Source organism: Leptolyngbya sp. FACHB-541, from assembly GCF_014695875.1.
In the GTDB taxonomy this organism is placed as follows: Bacteria; Cyanobacteriota; Cyanobacteriia; order Elainellales; family Elainellaceae; genus JAAUTN01.
Genome location: NZ_JACJPC010000155.1, coordinates 46,889 through 69,025, shown reverse-complemented (window position 1 = coordinate 69,025; position 22,137 = coordinate 46,889). Strand labels below are relative to the sequence as shown.

The window sequence follows — 22,137 nt, the reverse complement described above, 5'->3', positions numbered from 1 at the left end:
GCTGGAATCGCACGGGGGCGACCGCAGGGTTCCTTTTTCTCCAGCATCTCGCTGAGTCCTCCTGCTCGATAGCGCCGTAACCACTTCTGAACGCTGACCCGGTTGCGTCCAAGCAATTGCGCTGCTTGCTGTATCGTTGCCGCTTGCCTACTTTTGAGCAGATACAGCAGTTGTATCCGTTCTTTGCCTGATGCAGTTTTCTGCTCTCTCAGTAACCCTTTGAGGTCTTCCTCACTCTCACTAATCTCTAGCTTGTATACCCCTGCCATCCTTCGTCTTTGAACCCATCAAAAGCTTTATACCATCTGTAGCCTTACTTTGAAGAATTGGTATAAAAATCAACTAGGAAATTTCAGGTAGGGGCGATTCGCGAATCGCCCCTTGTATCTTTCAGAGGTAGTTTAAACAATTACCAATCCATAGATCTTCTGCATGAGCCACTCTTTAAAGCGTGAATGGTAGCGAGGCTCCGCCTCGCTACCATTCACAGAGATCTAAATAAACTAGTTCCGAATTGGGCCGTTGTAATCCACAGTGATAACCCAGCCGTTACTGTTAACCGTAACAACGCTTTCGGTCGTGTAATTGGACGAACCGGGCGCGCCACCTCTGAAGGTAAATGTCCAGCTTCCGTCAGAATTCTCGACGTAAGGTGCGTCAGTAGATGGACCATGCATTGATGGCTCAGCTCGATATTGGTTCAGTCCACCATTTGCTCGCTCAGCCGCCTGACGCGCCAAGTTTTTTGCTCGGTTGAGGTCAAAGTTGACCACTGGAGGAGTACTCGTCTGAGCCAACCTATAGGAATCTGAGCGAGTCTGAGCTTCAGCCGAAAGAGCGCCCAGGGTCAAAGTCGCCAGGGCGATCGCACACAACACACGAATTCGTTTCATAAGGTTCCGTTTCAGCGCTAAACGCAGTCCAAATCTATGTCCGATAAGAATATGGATACATTAGCTGCTGGTGTAGTTCCAGTAACGCCCCCATCTCTACTCCGTCCAAGGCGTTCCATTATCCCAAGGGGCGATCGCAAACCCCTTCTCCTTGCTTTTTGCTTCTACCTCAGCTTTATATTGAGTTGCGACAAACAAAAGCACGCCTCCCTCACTACCATCACCCCGATTGAGGGCAGCGGCGATCGCCGCCGCAGGCTGCAAGTGGTAGCCATCCCAACCAAATTCAGGGTAGGTGTCTTGCACAATCAACAGAGAGCGGGCAGTTCCATGAATCTTGCCTGCCAATACTACAAAGTGTCCAACGTTCCAGTCGGCTGACGGGGGTTGAATGTCAACGCCTTGGAGGTAGGCGATCGCATCTCCAAGCGGCAAAGCCGACCCCCACAAGAGCCCTGTTCGCAGGTTACAGATCGGCACTGCGAGCCAGTCAGGGTTTTCCTGACAGAGCAAAATTAACGCTTCTACCTGATTTTCTGACCAGTCTGCTTTCAGCGGAATCAGGCTGAACTTTTCTCTAGAGGCGCTAGAAACTGCTTCGATTAGCCCTGCGACCGCAGTTCCCGCATCCTGAATGCAGTCTGTTTGTGGCAAAGCAACACCGTAATCATAGCGGGGACGCACGCCTTTGGGTACCCAGGTGAGCGGGTCACCCATCGGCAGCACGGAACCCGCCAGCGAAGCAGCGTGCTCTGTACTGATGCTCAACTTGGCATATACCCGCAGCAACAGTGCCGCCCAATAAGGCCCACAAAGATTATCGTGTTGCTGTCCTGCCAGTCGATGTGCCTGCACGATCTGCGACACTCCTGGCAGCAGATTCATCGATGCCGCCAATCCTCGCGAAATCTCCATCTCACCCCTAGTCCCCAATCCCTAGCCCCAATTCCTAAAATCTCTGCCCTACATAAACCGATCGCACTTCTCCATTTCGCCGAATCAATGCCTCTTCGTTTTGCACAGAGACTAGCGTCCAACCACTTGAGCCAATACTTTCACCGACATAGATGCGTTGAGGCGTACCGTTAACCTCAAATAAAGCAGCAGAGCGATCGCCTAATTCCAACAGTCCTACCAGGGTGTAATTCAAAGTTGGGGCAATATTGGGTGCGGTCGCCACCGCAGCAGGAGCAGAAGCAGCGGGAGCAGCGGGCACTGCAGGCTGAATGGGTGGAACAACTTGACTAGGCTGAGTCGGTTGAGCAGGCTGGGCGGGCTGAGCGGGCTGTCCTAATCCTGGAAAAGATAGATTTTGAGGCGGTTGGTAGACCGGAACAAAAACTCGCTCTGGGACCGAAGCCTGAGCGGGCTGACTGCTGCTAGTAGGACTAGTGGCAGCAGGAGGAGCCGGAATCTCGGCAGTGGTAGATGAGTTGTTGGCGGTGGCTCTGCGATCGATTACATCCAGCGATCGCTCCATATAGTCTAAAAATTCGGCATCGGATTGAGAAAGCTGATCAACAGCTACAGAGTTTTGAGGAGCGAGTGCAGGCTGCCATTTCCCCTGAAGCATTATTCCTAAAAGGGCAGTCAACACCAGAGAGGCACAGGCTGAAATTAACAAAAGCTGGTCGAGCGATTTGCCAAATCCATAGCGCTTATCCGCCTGGCTCTCTGACGGCAGCAATTCCAAATCTGCCTCTAGCTGCTCCAGTTGGTCGGCTTCTACCTGACGGTGCGGCACCAGCACCGACGGCAACCCCATCTCTGGCACCGTGATCGGCTGAAGTGCTACATATTCTGGGTTATCTGTCTCAGGCGGCATCTTAACCCCTTTCTCCAGAATGTGATCGACCTCCTCAAACAGCTCGTCCATCAGGTCATCAGCGTAAGTGTCAATCGAGAAAGTGCTGGGTTCAGCCACTGGAATGTCTTCATTCCAGTTGGAGGGTTTTGGTTGTCCTGAAGCTTCCAGGAGGGGTTGGTTGATGCTGGGATCTTGAGACATAAACGTTCTACAGAATGGCTATGGATGTTAACTGCAAGAGTTAACCCTTTCAAAAAGCTGACACTTGTCAAGCTGGACTGGGGCTAATCCAAACTATTGTTAAGCTACACACACTAGAGGACTTACAACCTACCAACAACAGACGATGAGTGCAACCTTATGCCTGATACGTTTGCTGCGAATAAACACCCTGAACCAATAGAACGATCGCCTTGCACGGTTGTGATATTCAGATAGAACTCTTGGTTTACTCCAAGGGTTATCTGCCAATGCCATGACTATACCCAGGATTGAGCTACAAACTAGCACTTTCAAACATCCTCTAGAGATTAACCTCTAGGGTTTGAATGACTAGAATTTAGCAGAAGATTTGGCAAAATGCCGTTTTTTTAACTAAATTCAGACCTATAGATTCAGACCTACAGACAAGCAATCACCGCAGGTTCATAACCTTACCAGATTCAGTGCTTGATTCAAGTTGTCTAGCCTGGACTGAAGCAGACTGAGCTGGTGACGCTGGTGGGATAAATCTGGCGCAGGAGCGGATTCTGGAGCGATCGCCATCTCAATTACAGCGTTTGCAGCAATTTCGTATTGCTGAAGGGCAGTTAAGGCAAGGCTGCTGAAGCGGCTCAGGTAATCCTTAGCTGCATTCCCATAAAGCTGATTGAGCTGAGTTGTGTAATCTTCCACAGAGTTAGACGGGCGGACTGGCTGTGGTTGATTTGCATCTGTTTGATTGGTTTGATTAATCAGATAGCTGGCTCCGCCAAAAACGGCTGCACCAATTGGTCCACCCAATACCCAACCGAGCCCTGTTGCGATCGCCACGGGTGCAACATCCCCTTTCTGCCTGGGTGCGTTTGCGTCGGATTGAGGGGAATCGGGCAAAATCACCTCCGGCTCCTCTGGAAAAGCAAACCACAGGTCAGCAGGGCGCGGGCGATCAAAGAAATCACAGGCTTTGTAAACCCACTCCACCACAGATTTCTTTTTGGCAACCCAATCTGGCTTCAGGACAGCCGATTCCCAATCTTTAAATTCAAACTGCTGCAAGGCTGTCGTCGCCCCAAACTGATATTGGTTAAGCAGATTGGGCAGTGCAAGCCAGTCCTGGACAGCAGATAAGCTGCTAGAAAAGCCTTGCTTAATTAACTTTTGGGCTTTTTGCTTGATTTGCACTTTCTGGTCAAGCGTCTCCGAAGTCGAATGCACTTTGGCGTTAATTTCAGCCGTAACGGACTCTATCTGCCGGTGCAAGGCTTGCTGAACCTGAGGGGCGATCGCCAGCAGCCGAGGCAAACGAGCCTGGAGTGGCTGCTCCTGATGGAATTGGGCGATCGCCTGAAGCGCACTCTCAAACGCAGGCAATCCTGCTGTCTGTGCAGCAGCCATATCTCCTTTCAAACGAGCCCGTAGAGCAGGCAGCGCATCAACTCTGTAAAGGTTGCTGATGCCAGCAGGCAGCTTTGACCGAAAGCTTTCCGCCACAAAGCGCATCCGGCGAGATACCTGCTGCTGGTCGTCTGGCTCCATCAGGTTGAGGAAATTGACCACAAACACAACCGTCTCAATGCCACGATCGAGCAGCCAGTCCCGCAGGTTTTCCCGTTCGCCCAGCGTCATCAGTTTGCGACCATCCAGCACTTGCACCACCAAATCTGCCATCAAAAGCTGATCGCGCACCAGTGCATCCTGTGCCTCTCGGTCATTAGTTCCCGGTAAATCTAGCAGTTCCACTCCCGTTTTTAGGAAGGGATGCGGACAAAATACCTCAACAGCAGCCACATCGTCTCGCATTCGGCGGTTGTCATCGAGAATGGCAAACCGTTTCAGCACCTTCGTACCCGTTTCCTGAATTTCTGAGCCGTCTAATAGCCTGATCCGCGTTTGCAATTCAGTGCCATAGCGAACAGCGATCGCCGCTCCCGTTGTTGGAATCAGGTCAATCGGTAGTGTCCGTTCTCCCAACAAAGCATTCAACAGCGTCGATTTGCCGTAGTTAAACGGTCCAAAAACCGCGATGCGAAAGGTGGGATGGGTGAGGCGATCGCACACGTTCAGCACATCCTGTCGCAATGCCGTTTGTGCATCCAACAAACCCACCGCCGCCCGCAGATGATCCAACAGATTCTCGATGGCACTTTGATCCGGCGGTTCCATTGCTGCTTCCTTTCAAGCTCGTTTCTAAGATAGCAGTGCTTAACCGACATCTCTGGAATGCGATCGCAGCATTTGGCGTGTTGCTATTGCGTCAAGCTATCTCCCGTACTGGGGTCAAACACGAAAAGCTGATCCAGGTCAAGCCGCAGCGAAAGGCGATCGCCTGGATGAGGAGGTTGCATTGGATTCACCTGTAGATTGAGCGTCGGGGCAGCTCCTCTCTCAACAGGCAAAACAGTGCGAATCAAGATCTCTCGTCCTAAAGGCTCCACGACACTCACTTCTGCCATCAGGTGACCACTGTTTGACTTAGACGAGTTTGACTCAGACGGGTCTAACTCAGACACGATTTGAAGATGCTCAGGACGAATACCCAGGTTATACCGCTGTCCAGCAATAAGGTTAACCTGCTGACGAAGGCAATCGGGACAGGGTAAGGGCTGTCCTTCAACCTGAAAATGAGTGCCATCATACGTGGCGTGCAGCAAATTCATCGGCGGGTTGCCCACAAACGTAGCTACCATTTGGTTTGCAGGCTTGGCATAGAGGGTTTGAGGATCGCTGATCTGCTGAATTTTGCCGCGATTGAGGACAACGATCTGGTCGGCTAGCGTCATTGCCTCCACCTGATCGTGAGTTACATAGATTGTGGTAACACCAAGACGCTGATGAAGCTGCTTTAACTCGGCGCGAGTATCGTCTCGCAGTTGCGCATCCAAGTTAGACAGAGGTTCATCAAGCAAAAACACTTGAGGTTGACGGGCGATCGCTCGACCCAAAGCAACGCGCTGCTGCTGCCCCCCCGATAGCTGTCGGGGTTTGCGCGCCAAAAGGTGAGTGATATCGAGCGATCGCGCCACCGCCTCCACCCTAGACTGAATCGTGGTTGCATCCGATCGCCGCATCCGTAGCCCAAACGCCAAATTTTCGGCAACCGTCATGTGTGGATAAAGCGCATAGTTTTGAAACACCATCGCTACATCCCGCTCTCGTGCTGGAACCTGATTGACCAGGCGATCGCCAATGTAAAGCTTGCCCGAAGTCGCGTTGTCCAGTCCAGCGATCGTTCGGAGAATCGTTGACTTACCGCAGCCCGACGGCCCAACCAAAACCCAAAACTGCCCATCTGGAACTTCAAAGGTAATGTCTTCGACGGCAGCGACAGCATTAAACTGTCGGGTAATTTTCTCTAGATAAACTCTAGCCACCGCATTTATCCCATAACGTCAGTTAGGTTTGGCATTACTGGTGGATAGAAACTTGAGCGTAAAGGCTACAAATTCTCGCCACACGCAAAACCTCAGCTTCAATTGTGACAGCCTTTTGAATTTTGGCATCCCCAACAAAATTTATTTGTGCCTAACGCAGAACCCGTGCTATATTAATTAACTGTTCGGACGCATAGCTCAGTTGGTTAGAGCACTACGTTGACATCGTAGGGGTCGGTGGTTCGAGTCCACTTGTGTCCATCAAAAATGTACAGTGACACATTATTGTCGTCGAAAGCACAAGCGTTACTTCCGTAAAACTGAAGTAACGATGACAGTAATTGTAGCGCTGGCAATTAGGGTAAAAGCGAGCTGCACAACCCACTGCGTCGCTTGCCTATAGTCCGCAAACCGCTCATCAAATTTTTTAGCATCACTTGAAAGTGCCTCAACATCATTGGAAAGCGTTCCGACATTGCTCGAAAGCACTTCGACATTGCTCGAAAGCTGGTCAAGCTTGTTTGCCAGATCTTTCAAGGTAGGTTCGTTATCAGACGTAGTGGTCATAGGAGATAAAGCGACAACTCGCACTTCATTATTGTAAAGAACTAACTAGATGCGATCGCCCCCTCTCAGAATGACCGAAAAAATGGATTGAGAAAAGGCGATCGCCCTATTTCGTCTGACTAGTGTTACGGGTTTATGCTTGTCGGGGTTGCGATTGAGATTTGCGCGATTTGCGGCTAAACCGAGTCCCCAACTCTTCCACCACTGTATCAATTCCAATACCGCGACCATGAATCTTAGCAGATTGGTAGACGACTCTAGCTGAGGTGTAAGCTTCGTTTCCAGCAGCATAGTAGGTATCTTCTAGCAGTTCATGGAGTTGCCCCAAGGACAGAAGAATAGGGTACAAACTCTCATACAAACTTACAGCTCGACGCATCTCAGCGATGTCAAAAGAACGAGGCAGGAACTCATCATGTCGGTTAGCAACTTCCATCGCTTTTTGCACAAAAATTCGGGTCTTGTCTCCCATTTTAGGAAGCGATCGCCGCTCTTCTTGAGACAGGTTAACCAGAAAAGATAACTTCTCGCTGATGGAGGCGATCGCTTCCATCACGTCCTGTTGTTCACTCTCGGAAAGATTAGCTTGGCTTAAGTTAGTGGTCATTTGGTTTAGCCCCCTGAAGCTTCAAGTTAAGTGAATTGGCTGTTTCGTTTCAGCTAACTCAGAAGTGCCCACGGTTGAAGGCAAACTAACTTGTGATCTCACGGAATTAAAAACTCTGCCGGTCAAGAAGTTCAGTAAATATCTGTACTACACGCCCTTTACTCTAAATTAATTTCACTTCATTCTATTCGGGCAATAAATATTTCTTATTTCTGCCTCTCTCGCATCTACTCCGCAGGCTAACGATTTTAAGGATATTCTTCTCTAATCTATGTGCAGAAGAGTTCATTCTATATGAGCCATCTTTTTTAGTGACTCCGAAATAGATAGTTCTATGCTTAACCCTGTTCACTTTTGCAGAGGGAGCCGATCACTCTATCCAACAGATAAATGATTCTATAAGTCACTTTGTTTGCTCTACTTGAGAAATGGATTATTTTGGGCTGAGATAGCTTCGTAGTTTACGTGCGCTGATTGCGATTAGGGTGAAGGCGATCGCACCCTTTTACATTCTTTTTCTTATGCTTTTGGTGCAAACGTCCTTAGCAGAGTAAATAAAGCGAAACAAAGCCAAAGTACCATGTGTATAAACCGCTGCCTTGGCTAGCAATCGTCCTGGAGGAAGACTGGAGCTTGCAACCTAAGCAAATGCCGAAGCGTAATATGCGGATGGATGCAACCTAATTGTCCCGTTTGGGCAGATAGACTGCAACATTGCAGCCTAATCACTTTACTCAAGATAGATAGACTGCAATTGTCTGGCTAATCATCCCGTTTAGAGCAAATAGGTAGACAGAGCCTATCTAGTAACTAGTTTGGCAATCTGAATCGCTGAGAGATGCTCGGTTAAACTCCAGGAACAACTGATAACAATTATTCTTTAAGAGGACCAACGATGAACAGAACCCCTAAACTCGAAGTTCGGCGTGCATTGCGAAAGGAAGTCGGTTATGGGTGCCCTTTTCTTGGTTGTCGTAGTCCATACCTCACCTGGCACCACTTCGACCCCCCGTGGAGGGAAAAAGAGCATCATGATCCAGCAGGTATGATTGCGCTTTGCGGAAAGCATCACCGCTTTGCTGACGGTGGGGCTTACTCAAAGGGAGAATTGCGAGCTTTAAAGGAGTCAGATCCGTCTCCTGAAGATGTAAAGGCTCATCTACCCTGGGCAAAGAAGAACTTCCTTGTTCGAGCGGGTGGGGAGTATCGCATTGGTTCACCTTGCGTTCTTTTGCTTGACGATAAGCCGCTGATTGAGCTAGCGCGGGACGAAAGCGGATTTCTCTGTCTTTCTTTTGTTCTTGAGTCCCAGGACGGCAAACAGAAAGTTGCTGTAGAAGAAAATTATCTCACTTTCTTTGAGGACAATTTGTTCGACCTTGAAATCAGCGAAAACGCAAAAAACGTGAAAGTCTGGTATTCAGAGCGAGCTATAGGATTAGATTTGAGGTTTGATCGAATCACTCCCGAAGAACTGGATCAAATTCTGGTGAAAGACGAAAAGAGACATCTCAAAAGGTTAAAAAAACTTGGACTACCTGCATCAACCACAATCGGCGTACCCCTATCAGAACTCACTTCTGCCCCGTGGTTTCCTAAATTCTTAACCACCGCGCCAAGAGAATTATTGGAATACGTAGGAGCATCCGATATGGGCGAAGTTACGATAAAAAATCTCGTTCAAAAAATCGTGAGGGAGGATTGTATGGAGGACGATGGATTCATTCCTTTTTTAAACTTCTGCACCATGCTGACTTACTACAAGGGAGCTAGAGTCGAGGTCCGCGAAGGCATAAAGTTTGAGGGAAGGGGAGCACTTGATTTCAACTTTGGAAGAGGTAATGCGGTCATCAAGATCACATTTCCACAACAGCCACCCCCACAGTAACTGGAAGAGAAGAGAAGGCGATGTTTGAAGTTTCCAGCCAAACTAGTTGTTGCAGCTAACCGTGGCTGCCATAGCATCTTTTAAGTTCACGACCTAACCAATGGATACAGCGCTGAACTTAGTGCAATCGCCAAGCTCATAAAGTGCGTTGTTGATGAGCAAACGCACCATTCCATTATCACCTTTATCAACAGAGCAATCGCCACTCCTACAGATTGACTCAACGAAGGAAATCAACGGACTCATTAGCTATTTACTTCCATCGTTTGAGACATCGTTTGAGAGCGATCGCCACTTCTATAGTTCTACAGAATGCTTTGCTGATAAGCAGACGCACGAATTGTTGAGCATCTTCATCAATATGCAGCCCTTACTCAAGTGAGTGCAGGTCGGCCTTGATATAAGTCTTGCACTACCTGTATCGCGCAAACAATCGCCACCAGCACAATCAGAATCAGCGGCGACCATCCCACACCAATTAGAGCCAGCACAATAAGGGCGATCGCAGCACCCAGTCGGTATCTGGAGCGAGCTTTGCAGTGCAGCAATCCTCCTGAGCGGTGCAGAAGCGATAGCGCCAGGAAGCAAAGTGCTAGTGAACCACACAATAGCCAGCGTTCTGAGGTTGGTAGAGCGGCCCCAGCCTCGCCTGCTATCACATGCTCTACCGCTACTCCCGTCGCGACTAAACCAATCACAAACGGAACGTGAGTATAAATCCAGGCTTGATATAGCCTAAACTGAACTGCGTTCTGTGACAGTCGCAGCGCTGAATCACTTAAGTTATCGAAATAAATCCACCACAGGCTAAACGCGATGCTAAACCCAAATAAGGCAGCGATCGCACTACTGATGTCCCAATGCTGCTCAGCTAACCCATTCACAACCGCAATAATGGTTTCACCCAACACAATAATGGTGAACAGTCCAAACCTTTCTGGAAGATGTTGTGGGTGAGGAGGAAGTCCGAGCTGCAATTGCCTTGACAACATGGGGGTAGCAAAATCAATAACCAAACCAATACCCCAGAGGACAAAGCGCCACGGAGGGGCGACTAGCATTGATACGACCCAGAGAGCGGCTCCAATCGAGAACCCCACGGCAAACCGAGTGGTAAGCGGACGGGCAGAGGGAATGTAGTATCCCGCTCGTAAATACTCCAGAATCAAAAGCAAACGGCTAGCGACATAGGAGAGCGCAAACCCAACAGAACTCTCGCCCAAACCGCCATGCACATTGACAGCAAGAGCGGCGATCGCCAAAACCTGTCCGGCAATAATGAGTCGATGCCCAATATCATCGTTGTCAAACCGATTGGCGTAGAAGGTGGTACCAATCCACGACCACCAGATTGGAATGAACAAAAAGATGAACTTGAAAAAGCCTGATAGTGAAATGTCTTCCTCCAGGTTGTGCGCCAGTTGCGAGACTGAAACAACAAACACCAGGTCATAGAACAGCTCTAGCCAGGTCGCGTGCCGTTCTTGTTCGCTATCTTTACCAACCCGCAGGCGAGGAGGTTGTAACCAAGCTTTCATAAGAACCAAAGTCTCTGGTGGGTCTATTGGGCTGAGCTATGTTGCGCTTCATAAGCGCAATGAATATGCTCAACTATAGCGCTGTCTGTTGGGATGGCATAGCGCTTTCTACACTGACTTTTGTGTATCAATTTTTAGGGCGATCGCTACTTCTATAGGCTAAGTTGGCGAAGAAAACCTAACCACTTCATGAGTTAGTTTTCCGCAAGTAGGCGTTCTAATAAACTTGGTGCAACCCAGAAACCAGCATTTTGCAACTGTTCAAACGTTGTCTCTAAGTCAAGCCAACTAGTGCGTGGGTCGCAAGACGGGTTGGTAGTTGAAGGATTTGACCTACTTCAGCTGTGTTAATCTTTCACAGCGATAAGCATCAGCAACAATGAGTTCCAAAAGATGCTGAGAGAGGTTTAGAGCAATATCACCTGGAATTTCGATAGTGATTTGCACAGCAGAGAATGGTTAGACCCAGTTTCATCAATGGCTCTATAGTAGGCGATCGCACCCCTAGAATGTGATGTAAAACTCTCTCAGGCAGCACGACGTTACAGATACTCAATTTGTGAAGCTTTCTCTGGTAGTTTTGCTTCTCGTTGTCCTTCTACCTGAGCGCGAACGGTAATCAAGTAAATAGGTGGAATAACCAAATCAACTAGAGCAGCTTTACCCAGCAGTGCTTTAATGCCTGCCCAGGGAAGCTCTTTGACTAACCAGCGGCTGAGCCGATAGCCGTATTGGTAAAACTTCAGTTCTTTCATCAAGTCAATTCCGTGCAGTTCGTGCAGGTAGCGGTTTGAGCGACCGTAGCGGCGAAACTGACTAACCAAATCAGGGAGGGTCGTGCGGTGACGGTGCTGAACGATCGCCTTCTCCGTAAACTTAAACTTCCAGTTGCTCTGTCGCTGCACTCGCCAGCAAAAGTCTGCGTCACCGCCTGTGGTCAAGTGCGAGCGAAATAGCCCGACTTCGGATAACACTACGCGGCGGGTGGCCAGATTTGCGGTTTTCCCAAAGGGGCAGAAGGGATGCACCAAGGCACTTTCATGAGACAGAATTTTTTTGCGAGCAGCGTATTGTTCCAGCAGCGATTGACCGGGCAGGGCTTCGATCGCCCCGACGACTAAGCCTACCTTCTCACCTTCAAAAGCGTTGACCAGTGACTCTAGCCAGTTCGGTTTGGGGCGACAGTCGGCATCAGTGAAAGCCAATATTTCTCCGGTAGAGGCTCGAATGCCTTTGTTGCGGGCAGCATAGGAGCTTTGAATATCGGTTTCGCTGATGTAGCGCAAGGTAATGCCCCGTTCCTGAGATTCGGTTTCGGCGGCTTTGATGATCTCGGCGGTGCGATCGCTACTGGCATTATCAACCAGCAAATATTCGACGCGATCGGCAGGATAGGTCTGTGCCTGGAGGCATTTGACCAGATCGGGCACGTCCTGTTCGCCGTTATAAATCGGTACGATGACTGAAACTTTAGGTTGCACCATTTTAGTCAGACTATTTTCTAAGGCTGTGCGGGTATCCATGCTGAAGCACATGGATAGATGTAGCTGCATGGGAGCGATCTTGTCAAATCGGCTAACGGGGTAAAAGGTGGTTCCAGGCATAGTTCTCACTGAAGGCAGTAGAGTTAGGGTTGAGGTTAAGACATCATGGGCTGGTAGATTTCACGCTTTGGTAGATTTCAACGAGGCGATCGTTCAGCGTTTCTTTGTTGTAGTGAGTTTCGACGTAGGCACGCCCAGCTTTTCCCATCTCTATCCATTGGTCTGGGTGCGTCACCAGGAATTCCAGGCGATCTGCTAAGGAATCAACATCACGTTCGGCAACCAGAAAGCCAGATTTGCCGTCTTCGATTAATTCTGGGATGCCGCCGTGCTGGGTGCCGATGACGGGTAAGCCCATCGCCATTGCTTCTTTAAGCACGTTGACGGGCGCATCCTGATCTCCGTTCCGGCTACTGATGCTGGGGGCAACCATGATGTGGGAGCGATCGAGGATTTCGATTAACTCCCGTTCTTGTTTCCAACCCAGCAGTTCAACAAATTTGCTGACGTTCAAGTCTTGAATTAATTGTTGGAGGCTCTCTCTCAGCGGACCATCACCAATTACGTCGTATTTGATGTTGGGATGAGTTTTGCTCAATTTGGCGATCGCCCTCACTACATATTCAATTCCTTTTTTCTCCACCAGTCGCCCTGTGGTAACAATGCGAACCTGTTCACCGGGGGAAAGGCTGCGCGGCTGAAAGAAGAAGCGATCGCAGTCTATCCCAGAGCGATGAACCAGGACTTTTTGGGGATCGCAGCCGAGCTTGAGTAACCGATTTCTGAAGAAGTCGCAGTTAGTGAGAAAAAAGTCACCTTTCTGGAATAGCTGATCATAAACATGTTCACCATGTTGCCGAACGTATTCGCTGATATCATTTCCACGAAAGGTGGTGATCAGTTTTCCTTGAATCGCACCAATGTCTCGCAGAGCCATTCCCAGTAAGCCCAGGTTGCCGAACTGACAGTGGATGATATCGTAGGGCGGCTTACCCAGTGAGGGCATTGTGGCGTAGAGCAGGGAGAGTAGTTCGGGGTGTTCGCGATAGTTGGAAGGATTGAGCGATCGCCAAGCCACAGCCGGATTCTTAAACCCGTCAGCCAGCAGCAGTTTTATCCCTTTGGCAATTTCTTTGACCCGATTTTGGGGAATGCGATCGCGATAGTGAGTTCGTTCTAATAAGTTGTATTGGATAACATCGGGATGCAGTTTGGATAGGTCGGCGGGTTTGATGCCATAGATATCTACTTCGTGACCGCGATCGATGCAGCCAACAATCTGGTTTAGGATGAAGGTTTCTGAGAGAAGAGGGAAACGATTGACGATAAAGGCGATTCTCATACTTAACTTTGATATTTAGGAATTGGGGTTTAAGCAATATCTGGGAGAATCCGAACCTTGGGGGCGCTCCCCCAAACCCCCCGCTGGGGGACGGGTGCTTCCCCCAGACCCCCTCCGAAGGTACTGGGAATAGGAGGCATGGCGCGCTTCGCATGGGTGACAGCATTGATTCCCCAATTTTTTCTCCCAAGGGAGAAGGAGGAACAGGTTGAAGTTTCTCTCCTTCTATGAACTACTGTGTATGCACAAATTCTCTTGTTCCTCCAAAGCCTCATTTCCGTGTGGAGGTCAAGATGATTCGTAAAGTCTCATGCTGCATCATTTGTCATTTACTCCTAATTTCCAATCTTTAACCCTTAATCTCCAACTCTTAACTCTCTTCATCGCGAAAGTTCAACTAATCGGTCGTTTAGCTTTTTGATATTGAAGTGCTGTTCGACGTGGGTGCGTCCGGCTTTGCCTAGGTCGGGCCAAGTTTCGGGATGTTGGATTAGGTGGTCGAGTTTGGCGGCTATTCCGTTAACGTCTCGTTCGGGGACGAGGAAGCCGGATTTGCCGTTTTCGATCAGTTCAGGGATACCGCTGTGTAGGCTGCTGATGACGGGTAAGCCTCTAGCCATGGCTTCCATGAGGGCAACGGGGATACCTTCCTGGTTGCCGTTGTGACTGGTGACACTGGGGGCAAGCAAGATGTGGGATTGGTCGAGCAGTTCAATTAGGTCTTGCTGCTGTTTCCAGCCTAGGAGTTTGACGGTATCACCAACTTCTAATTCCTGAATCAGGTTTTCCAGGTTAGCTTTGAGAGGTCCGTCGCCTGCAATGTTGTATTCGAGTTTAAGTTTGAGGTCGGGATGAGTTTTGACGAGTTGGGCAACGGCGCGGATGCCGTATTCGACTCCTTTTTTCTCGACTAAGCGACAGATGGTAATCAGGCGAATGGGATCACCCTCTTGCAAAAACCGGGGTGCGAAGGAAAATTTGTCGCAGTCGATGCCCATATGATGCACGACGATTTTACGTTCGTCGCAGCCGAGTTTGAGCAATTGCTGTTTCCAGTGTTCGCTGATCGGGAGAAATAAGTCTCCAACTTGGAAGAGGTGATCGTATGCGCGATCGCCTTTCTCCTTCAGATAAGTCGTGATATCGGAGCCGTGAAAGGTCGTGATTAGTTTGCCTTGCAAGACTCCTAGTTCTCGCAACAAGGCTCCTTTCAAGCCTGATGGGCCAAAGTGACAGTGAATTGCATCATAGGGTCCGCGTCCGAGCAGCGGTGCGGCGGTGTAAAACTGCCAGAGTGAGGCAGCGCGTCCACCATATTTGGCAATGTTGAGTAGGTTAGCAGCGGTTTTAGGATCTTTGGGAAAGTGAGTTGCAATCAACTTTAGTCCTTGAACCAGCCGCATCGGTAAGCTGGATGGCATCGGAATTGGGCTGTAGGTATGCGCCAGCAAACTATACTTTTCAACATCAGTTTGCATCACGGATGCAGCCCGACGCTGGGGCGTGTAGATGTCTACCTGGTGTCCCCGGTCGATTAGTCCGGTGATTTGGTTGAGGATGAAGGTTTCGGATATGACGGGAAATTGTCCGACGACGAACGCAAATTTCATCGGCTTACCGCTCATGGTTTACCTCCTGGATTGCCCTGTTCGGATTGCCACTTTTCCAGGGCTTGCTTGGCGATCGCCCCTGCTGCCAATGCCTGTTGCTGCTCCTTGATCACGCCCACTGCCAGAGTTTGACGAATCTCAGGAATTTCCTGGATAAACACCTCCATCGACTGCGTAAACTCCTCTGGCTCAATCAGTTCGATGTCGTGAACCCATTTGCCTAGCTGCAATCGGTCGAACAATTCGCGGGTTTTGAATTCGTAGGCAATCGGCAGCACTGGAGTCCCTGCGGCTAGAGCAAGAATTGCCATGTGCATTCGGGTGGCAATGACAAAGTCGTAGGTTTTTAGCTGTTCTAGCAGAGCTTCGGGAGGGCGAAACTGATGGTCTACCTGGACGTGTTGCCGAATGGAGTCGGGCACCATCGCGGCAATTTCTTCACCGACCTTGGAATCATCTGTCCAGTATTCAGGAATGCCTTGACAGGTTGAGAGGAAGGTGACTTCGGCTCCGTGTTGTTCAACCAAATATTCGGTTGCCTTGCTGAGCGATTCCTGATACTTTCGCATCCCAAATTTAGAATCAATGTGTTTGAAGTGCGACCACTGGCGAGATGAAATGGCAACTTTGAGGCGAGAGTTTTTGGGTACAGGTTGAGGATTTTGAATTGCCTCTGGTTGGGCTAGAGCAAAGGCTGCGTCAGAGCTAACGTGGCTATTTTGGGTGTTTACGCTAATTTCTTCTAGATGTTTGAGGGAGGCGCGATCGCGCAGCAAAATCAAAGCTGCATCGTTAAATATCTTTTGTAGTTCTGTCTGATGAACTGGCTTGCTAAATGGACCTAGAGACTGCGTAAACAGCATCAGAGGTTTTTTGAGCAGCAAAGAAAACTGAAAGTCAAAGATACGTTTTTCCAGAGAATAGTTTTCGACCAGATACGTTCCACCCGTACTCACAATCAGGTCGGCAGAAGCATATTCCATTAAGGCTCTGAGTTCGTTGGGAGAGAGCAAGGCTTTGGTAATTTGCTTGAAGCCGTGCGTCCAACACCAGGCAGCAAAGAGGACGTAGTTTTGGTTGATTTGCTGGAGGCGATCGCTCCACCTTCCCAATTGGCGAAACTTGCGCCGATCCAGGTAAACCCAGCGTCTGAAGGTCAACTTCGGATAATATTTGCTGGAGACTTCTGGCTTGCTGTCATAGATCACGAATTCCACATCAGCACCAAACGCCTGCTTGAGAATCGACATTAGCCCCATCAAAATGGCGGCATCTCCGGTATTCAACATGACGACGTTGGTGATGAGAATTTTCATCGAAGGCTCCTTATGGATTGAGCAGAATTCTCCAAAACTAAATCGGCTTATTCTTCTTAAACAGCAGCGGAATTAACAAATCTCGAAAATCTCGAATGGCGGCACGTCCAGCTGGCATCGCCAGCAAAATTGATCCGGTGGTGATAACGGTGATGGCTGCTGCAAGGATTAACCCCAACAGAGGACTGGGCACTTCCACCCAGTAACGCAGAGCGCCAATTCCCAATAATGCTCCCAACGCAGAGAAGGCGAAGGGGGCGAGAGTGCGGTAGAGGTCGCCCGTGCGAACGAAGCCTCCTTGACCGACATACCAGAACAGCAGCGGCGTGCGAATTAGCAGACCGCTGATGGAATAGGAGGCGGCTACGCCCATTGCGCCCCAGGGTAGTCCGGCGGCGATCGCAATAATCGACAACGTGCTGCCCACCACGCCCCACTGCAACTGTTTGCGGGTGCGATCTTGAGTGACAAACAGCCAGCCGGTCGTATTTGAGACGGGTTGCGTCCAGGCGACAATACCCAACAGCGCAAACAACTTGCCTGCTTCGACCCACTGCGGCCCTAACACGACGGTCATCAGCCAGTCAGCAGTGCCAATCATAAACACGATCAGCGGCATGGTGAGAATGCAGACGGCTCCCAGGATTTTCAGGTAGGCCTGGCGGTAGCGATCGGGGGTGCTGGCTAGACGGCTCAAGGCAGGAACGGCAACGCGGGTAAGGGGAGCGTTGATCTGATAGAGCGGCATTAGCAAGAGTTGGTATGCCTTGGTGTAGAGTCCAAGCTGTTGCGCTCCCCAAAAGCGACCAATCAAAACATTGTCAGCGTTGCGGGCAAAGTAGTTGATCACATTGAAGCCGGTCAGGTTTGCGCCAAAGGCGAGCATGGAGCGAACGCCTGCTTTGCGGGAAGGCAGGCTGGGTCGCCAACCACAAACAGCCCAACTCATGATCGTGTTGGTGAACCCCATTGCCAACTGCATGAACACCAGTGCCCACAAGCCGTATCCCATCAGGGCGGCAACTACGCCGACGAGAACGCCGACCGCCATGTCTGCGATGTCGATGATCGCCAGAACGGTGAACTGCATCTGACGGTTGAGCAAAGCCTGATGCTGTACGGCTAGTCCACCGAAGAAGTAACCGATCGCTAACACCAGCGTGATCCCCATCAGTCGCGGCTCACCATAGAACCAGGCGATCGCCGGAGCAATAGCAGCCGTGACAAACGCCAGCAGCAAACTCACGCCCACGTTCACCCAAAACAGCGTACTCACCTGCGCCTGGTTGATCGTTTCTCGCTGCACGGTCGCCTTTGATAAACCCAGGTCCTTGAACAGGCTAATGAAGCCCGTCACAGCGGCAACCATGCCAAACAGTCCGTAGTCTTCGGGAGTCAGCAACCGCGCCAGCACTACCGTTGAGCCAGTTTGCAAAACAAACTTGCAGGCTTGCGACACCATTGTGATCGCGCCGCCTCGCACCGATCGCCCCTTGATGTTGGCTTTCAGGTGTTCAGTTTCAAAGTACTGATTTGGATTCTGTTCAGGAGTTTTAGCCGCATCTTTTCGCATCAGCCTGCTAGCACCTCCTGAAAGAGAGCTTTCCACTCTGCCAGGTAGCGTTCGTTGCTACCCTGGACTGCATTGCGACCGTTACGTCCCCAGGTTTCGAACTGTTCCGCAGGAAGGGAAACGAGGTGGGCGATCGCCTCTGCCAGCTTGGTGGGATCATCCGGCGGCACTAATAGTCCACAGTTCTGCACCTGTTCGGTTAAGCCGTCTACGTCTGAGGCGATTACAGGTCTGCCTGCGGCTTTTGCCTCCAGGCAAACGTTACCCCACGCCTCCCAGCGAGAGGGGATCACGACTGCATCGCAGGTTTGCAGGAAGTAAGGGACATCGTCTACTCGTCCAACAAATTCCACATTGGGTAGCCCTGCTGCCAGTTGGCGTAATTCGGCTTCGAGCAGTCCTTCTCCAGCAAGCTTAAGCTGGACGGGAAGATCGGAAGTTTGCTGAAGCGCTTTGATCAGAACGTCAAATCCTTTGTGTTCGCAGAAGCGACCGTAGGCAGCTAAAACCAGCGGTTTTCCAACGGGTTTGGGAGCAACTTTAAAGAAGCGCTGGAGCGGCGGACATTGGGTAATAACTTTGAGCTTTTCGGCAGCGACTAGCCGATTTTTCAGCATCCAGTTTCCCTGTGCCTGGGAGATGGCAGCAACCTGGTCAGCCAGCCCGTAGAAGATTTTGAGCATGGTGTGAAAACGGTCGATCGCGTTCACGTTATAGGTTTCGTAGCCTTGAGAATAGCCATGTTCGTGGATCAGCACTTTGGCATGAGGGTTAAGCCATTTCATCAAGATCAAGTGGGGCAACACCTTAAGCCGCAGCGGGTGATGGCAGACGATCAAATCGGGCTGCGATCGCCAGTTTTCCCTTAGTGTTGGATCGGAAGCGATCGAGGAAACGGTGAAGTCAAACAGCTCTGCCAGCTCAGAGTTAACTAAGCCGCCCAAGGTAGACTTCACGCCACCCATTTTTTTGTCGCCGACAATGTGCAGAATTTTCGGATTTGTTCGATCGATCGCTACGGGTTCCGTAGGTGTGACGGGCAGTGCCATCGGTTTACCCTCCTGACAGTTGCTGCATAGGAATGTTTTGAGAGGTGGACTGACTTGGAGGTGCCTGGAGCCCCAGTCCTTCCCGAATTCCCCGGTAGCGCTCCCACGGCACTAATAAATCTAGCCTCGCTTCCCAAATGCCCTCCCAGAGGACACGCTCCGGTTCCTGTAAGAGGCGATCGCGCTGCTTCAGGCTGTGTTTAATCACAGTAGGGATGAAATTGGGAAGGGCGATCGCCGCCTTAAATAGCTCCTTGCGTCCAGTCGGCACGTGCAAATTCCAGCGGCGGTGCAGGTCGATTAGCGTGCGAGCCTTATAGCGCTGGGTGCGGCAAAATGCTTTCAGGTCAGCCCGGTAGCGGTGCCAGACCAGTCCGCCTTCCGTCAAGAAGTGAATTCGGTAGGGCGTTTCGGTCTGCATCCGCCAGTTCAAGTCAGTCTCTTCACCACCTGTACATTCCAAGAATGTCCCAACTTGGGCAAACACGTCTGCCCGATACATCACATTGGCGGTTACGGCAGTGGGCAAAAACACATGAACTGCCCGATGTCCCGGACAGTTGAGCCGCAGTGCCTCATAGCGTTCCACCGGATGGGTCAGCGTGTGCGGTTTGAGCGTGCCTGCGACTGCGCCAATCGTGGCATTGGTGAAGCCAGCCAACAAGTCTTTGAGCCAGTTGGAATCGACGACACAATCAGCATCAGTGAAAGCCAAAAACTCTCCCTTCGCCTGTCGAATTCCAGCATTGCGGGCAGTTCCGGCACCGGGACTCGGTTCAAATAGGGCAGTGAAGGAAGCAGCAGACGGGAATTCAGCCAAGATCTCGGCGGTGCGATCGCTGGAGTTGTTGTTCACGATCAAAATTTCCAAACGGTCTGATGGATATTCCAACCGGGAAAGTGACTGGAGTAAAAGCGGCAGCAAAACTTCACCGTTGTAGACCGGAACAATCACCGAAATCATCGGCATTTGGATAGAAATACCTACCTGGGACTGCACAGGATGGGGAAATGGGTCGGGTGGCATTGTCATTACAGAAACCTACGTTGTCTCAACCTGTCGTCTCAATCTATCAATAGGGAAGTTTCAGAAGTAGGTTGGGTGAAGCATGGCGAAACCCAACATGGGTCTGGGATTTGTTGGGTTCCGCATTCGCTCCACCCAACCTACGGGACTGCTACACGGGATCAAGAATGATCTTTCTGTAGTGGGGAATGATTCAGCAGTAGTCAGGAACGATTTAGCAGTGGTTGGGAATGACTCAGCAGTGGTCGGGAGCGATTCGGCAGTGGTCAGGAACGATTCAGCGAGGGTTGGGAATGATTCGGCAGTGGTCGGGAACAGCTCGGCAATGGTCGGGAATGGTTCAGCAATGGTTGGGAGCAATTCAGCAATGGTCGTTGGTTATTTTTCCTCGTTGTAAGGGCGCACTGCGGTGCGCCCCTACCCAAATCCGCAACATCTTTAGATTCAAGTGGTGTCAAAAGATGAGGTTATGTTGATGAACTTGCAATCGGCTTTCATCTCCTAACTCTTTCCTGATTGGGGCTGCTGGACAGGGCATGGGTGCTTTGCTCAAGCCGGGGCTGGACAAGAGCTAGGGAGGTCGTTTTATGGCTGTGACAGATTTGCTTGTGTGGCGTTAGTCGTCAGCGCTTGAGCGTAGCGGTTGTAGGCAGAATAGGCAGGCAAGGTTTTGACCCTGCCGGAGTCTTCATCTGCTTCAATCAAGCCGTAGCTCATGGGGTGCAGTCCTTCACCTTGAATGCTGCGATACCAGAAGACTTTCTCCGCCCGTTGTGACAAACGGGGCATGACATTAGTGAGAAATTCTGCTTTGAGCCGTTCGCCACCATCATCCGTAGAGCGTCCCAACTCGGTAATCCAGAGCGGTTTGTTGACGCGACGTAGGAAGCGATCGACGACTTCAATCACTTCGTCCGAGCGAACGCGGTAGGGGTGAATGTTGACGCGATCGCAATGCTGCTCTAGCCCGCTATCGAGCAACGCCTGCCAATATTCTTCGGTGGACGCACCGCTGGGGCCAGCCGCGATCACCGGGGCTGACTGACGCAATACCTGATTGGCACTCGACAGCAGTTGCACATAGCTAGCGGGGCTTCCCTGGTGATATTTGTCCAGGTTTGGCTCGTTGCCGATTTCCCAGGCATCGACCAGCCCTGCCATGTTGCTTCTCAGCCAGTTGCAGTAGCGCACCCAGTCGGTGGCATTGGGTACGGCACTCAGTTCACCATTCCCGGCAAAGGCTGGCGTTCCCCAAACGACAAACAGGATTTTGAAGCCCATGTTTTTGGCTAGCTGCAAAGACTCCAGCGTCAGTTCGCTGTCATATCGACCGCGCACAGATTCTAGCGTCGCCCAGTTGTACCACACCCGCAGCCAGCGGATTCCAGCGGACTGGTAAAGCGGCAGCAGTTTGTCGCGCCAGTTTGTCCAGTTGAGTTCTGTACCCACATTCAGACCGAGAAACTCTGCTGTTGGGGAAAGGGATTGAACAGTTTGTGCCAGGGATTTTTGCACGAGCGGCTGACTGCTACGGCACTGAGCCGACAGTCCGGCGATCGCTCCACCTAAAAGTCCCAGGGCTACTCTACGTTTGATCATTTAGAGTTCTCCGGTTGGTAGTTACAAAGGGGTTAGGGGCTAGGGGCTGGGGGCTAGGGGGAGAGGAAGGGGCTGGGGGCTAGGGAGAAGAATAGGGATGGTTAGGAAGGCGTAGTAGCATGTCTAGCCTAAGATGTTGGGTTCCGCTGCGCTTCACCCAACCTACGCAAGCTGCATAAGTTGAGAAGAACTGTAGGTTAGGTGG

Annotated in this window: 20 protein-coding genes and 1 tRNA gene; 4 read left to right on the top strand and 17 right to left on the bottom strand. The window is 50.6% G+C overall.

Going from position 1 to position 22,137, the window contains the following annotated elements:
* From H6G00_RS34530 to H6G00_RS34505, 6 genes are all read right to left on the bottom strand, one after another.
* The coding region (locus tag H6G00_RS34530) for a helix-turn-helix domain-containing protein (RefSeq protein WP_190796376.1) at window positions 1–269 on the bottom strand (269 nt) is incomplete at its 3' end.
* 234 nt (window positions 270–503) lie between these two features.
* On the bottom strand, window positions 504–893 hold the full coding sequence (locus H6G00_RS34525; protein WP_190800178.1) for a hypothetical protein: 390 nt from the start codon (window positions 891–893) through the stop codon (window positions 504–506).
* 96 nt (window positions 894–989) lie between these two features.
* Entirely contained in the window at window positions 990–1,808 is an 819-nt protein-coding gene (locus tag H6G00_RS34520; RefSeq protein ID WP_190800177.1) for a hypothetical protein, read from the bottom strand.
* A gap of 34 nt (window positions 1,809–1,842) precedes the next feature.
* Window positions 1,843–2,901: a hypothetical protein gene (locus H6G00_RS34515; protein WP_190680635.1), complete on the bottom strand. Its 1,059-nt coding sequence runs from the start codon at window positions 2,899–2,901 to the stop codon at window positions 1,843–1,845.
* Between the two features lie 444 nt (window positions 2,902–3,345).
* A complete protein-coding gene (locus tag H6G00_RS34510; RefSeq protein ID WP_190800176.1) occupies window positions 3,346–5,064 on the bottom strand; it encodes a dynamin family protein in 1,719 nt (572 codons plus the stop codon).
* A gap of 83 nt (window positions 5,065–5,147) precedes the next feature.
* Window positions 5,148–6,272 carry a sn-glycerol-3-phosphate ABC transporter ATP-binding protein UgpC gene (locus H6G00_RS34505; RefSeq protein ID WP_190800175.1) on the bottom strand — a complete coding sequence of 375 codons (1,125 nt, stop codon included), beginning with the start codon at window positions 6,270–6,272 and terminating at the stop codon, window positions 5,148–5,150.
* Between the two features lie 187 nt (window positions 6,273–6,459).
* Between H6G00_RS34505 and H6G00_RS34500 the strand changes: the two genes are divergently transcribed.
* Window positions 6,460–6,533 (top strand) — tRNA-Val (locus H6G00_RS34500).
* Window positions 6,534–6,578: 45 nt separating this feature from the next.
* Here the strand turns inward: H6G00_RS34500 and H6G00_RS34495 are convergent.
* Both H6G00_RS34495 and H6G00_RS34490 read right to left on the bottom strand, forming a co-directional pair.
* Window positions 6,579–6,839 carry a hypothetical protein gene (locus H6G00_RS34495; RefSeq protein ID WP_190800174.1) on the bottom strand — a complete coding sequence of 87 codons (261 nt, stop codon included), beginning with the start codon at window positions 6,837–6,839 and terminating at the stop codon, window positions 6,579–6,581.
* Window positions 6,840–6,972: 133 nt separating this feature from the next.
* Window positions 6,973–7,446 carry a hypothetical protein gene (locus H6G00_RS34490; protein WP_190800173.1) on the bottom strand — a complete coding sequence of 158 codons (474 nt, stop codon included), beginning with the start codon at window positions 7,444–7,446 and terminating at the stop codon, window positions 6,973–6,975.
* Window positions 7,447–8,341: 895 nt separating this feature from the next.
* Between H6G00_RS34490 and H6G00_RS34485 the strand changes: the two genes are divergently transcribed.
* The gene (locus H6G00_RS34485) at window positions 8,342–9,334 is read left to right on the top strand and encodes a hypothetical protein (protein WP_190800172.1); all 993 of its coding nucleotides are present in this window, start codon (window positions 8,342–8,344) and stop codon (window positions 9,332–9,334) included.
* A gap of 154 nt (window positions 9,335–9,488) precedes the next feature.
* Complete coding sequence (locus H6G00_RS34480; protein WP_190800171.1) at window positions 9,489–9,716, top strand: hypothetical protein; 228 nt, start codon at window positions 9,489–9,491, stop codon at window positions 9,714–9,716.
* On the opposite strand, the gene H6G00_RS34475 is transcribed toward H6G00_RS34480, so the two are convergent.
* The 8 genes from H6G00_RS34475 to H6G00_RS34440 all read right to left on the bottom strand — a co-directional run bounded on the left by H6G00_RS34475 (window position 9,709) and on the right by H6G00_RS34440 (window position 20,339).
* Window positions 9,709–10,872: a low temperature requirement protein A gene (locus H6G00_RS34475; RefSeq protein ID WP_190800170.1), complete on the bottom strand. Its 1,164-nt coding sequence runs from the start codon at window positions 10,870–10,872 to the stop codon at window positions 9,709–9,711. The genes H6G00_RS34480 and H6G00_RS34475 overlap by 8 nt on opposite strands.
* Before the next feature lie 542 nt (window positions 10,873–11,414).
* Window positions 11,415–12,395, bottom strand: coding sequence for a glycosyltransferase (locus H6G00_RS34470; protein WP_190800181.1), 981 nt, complete (start codon window positions 12,393–12,395; stop codon window positions 11,415–11,417).
* A 124-nt stretch (window positions 12,396–12,519) separates the two neighbouring features.
* The gene (locus H6G00_RS34465; RefSeq protein ID WP_190800169.1) at window positions 12,520–13,758 is read right to left on the bottom strand and encodes a glycosyltransferase; all 1,239 of its coding nucleotides are present in this window, start codon (window positions 13,756–13,758) and stop codon (window positions 12,520–12,522) included.
* A 380-nt stretch (window positions 13,759–14,138) separates the two neighbouring features.
* Entirely contained in the window at window positions 14,139–15,383 is a 1,245-nt protein-coding gene (locus tag H6G00_RS34460) for a glycosyltransferase (protein WP_242042668.1), read from the bottom strand.
* Window positions 15,380–16,684, bottom strand: coding sequence for a polysaccharide pyruvyl transferase family protein (locus H6G00_RS34455; protein WP_190800168.1), 1,305 nt, complete (start codon window positions 16,682–16,684; stop codon window positions 15,380–15,382). Before H6G00_RS34455 ends, H6G00_RS34460 begins: the two co-directional genes overlap by 4 nt.
* 37 nt (window positions 16,685–16,721) lie before the next feature.
* Window positions 16,722–18,257 carry a lipopolysaccharide biosynthesis protein gene (locus H6G00_RS34450; RefSeq protein WP_190800167.1) on the bottom strand — a complete coding sequence of 512 codons (1,536 nt, stop codon included), beginning with the start codon at window positions 18,255–18,257 and terminating at the stop codon, window positions 16,722–16,724.
* Window positions 18,257–19,306: a glycosyltransferase family 4 protein gene (locus H6G00_RS34445; RefSeq protein ID WP_190800166.1), complete on the bottom strand. Its 1,050-nt coding sequence runs from the start codon at window positions 19,304–19,306 to the stop codon at window positions 18,257–18,259. The genes H6G00_RS34450 and H6G00_RS34445 overlap by 1 nt, the downstream gene beginning before the upstream one ends.
* A gap of 4 nt (window positions 19,307–19,310) precedes the next feature.
* A complete protein-coding gene (locus tag H6G00_RS34440; protein ID WP_190800165.1) occupies window positions 19,311–20,339 on the bottom strand; it encodes a glycosyltransferase in 1,029 nt (342 codons plus the stop codon).
* 224 nt (window positions 20,340–20,563) lie between these two features.
* Between H6G00_RS34440 and H6G00_RS34435 the strand changes: the two genes are divergently transcribed.
* A complete protein-coding gene (locus H6G00_RS34435) occupies window positions 20,564–20,809 on the top strand; it encodes a hypothetical protein (protein ID WP_190680469.1) in 246 nt (81 codons plus the stop codon).
* A 109-nt stretch (window positions 20,810–20,918) separates the two neighbouring features.
* Here the strand turns inward: H6G00_RS34435 and H6G00_RS34430 are convergent, their stop codons facing one another.
* A complete protein-coding gene (locus H6G00_RS34430; protein WP_190800164.1) occupies window positions 20,919–21,932 on the bottom strand; it encodes a glycosyl hydrolase in 1,014 nt (337 codons plus the stop codon).
* Between the last annotated feature and the right edge of the window lie 205 nt (window positions 21,933–22,137).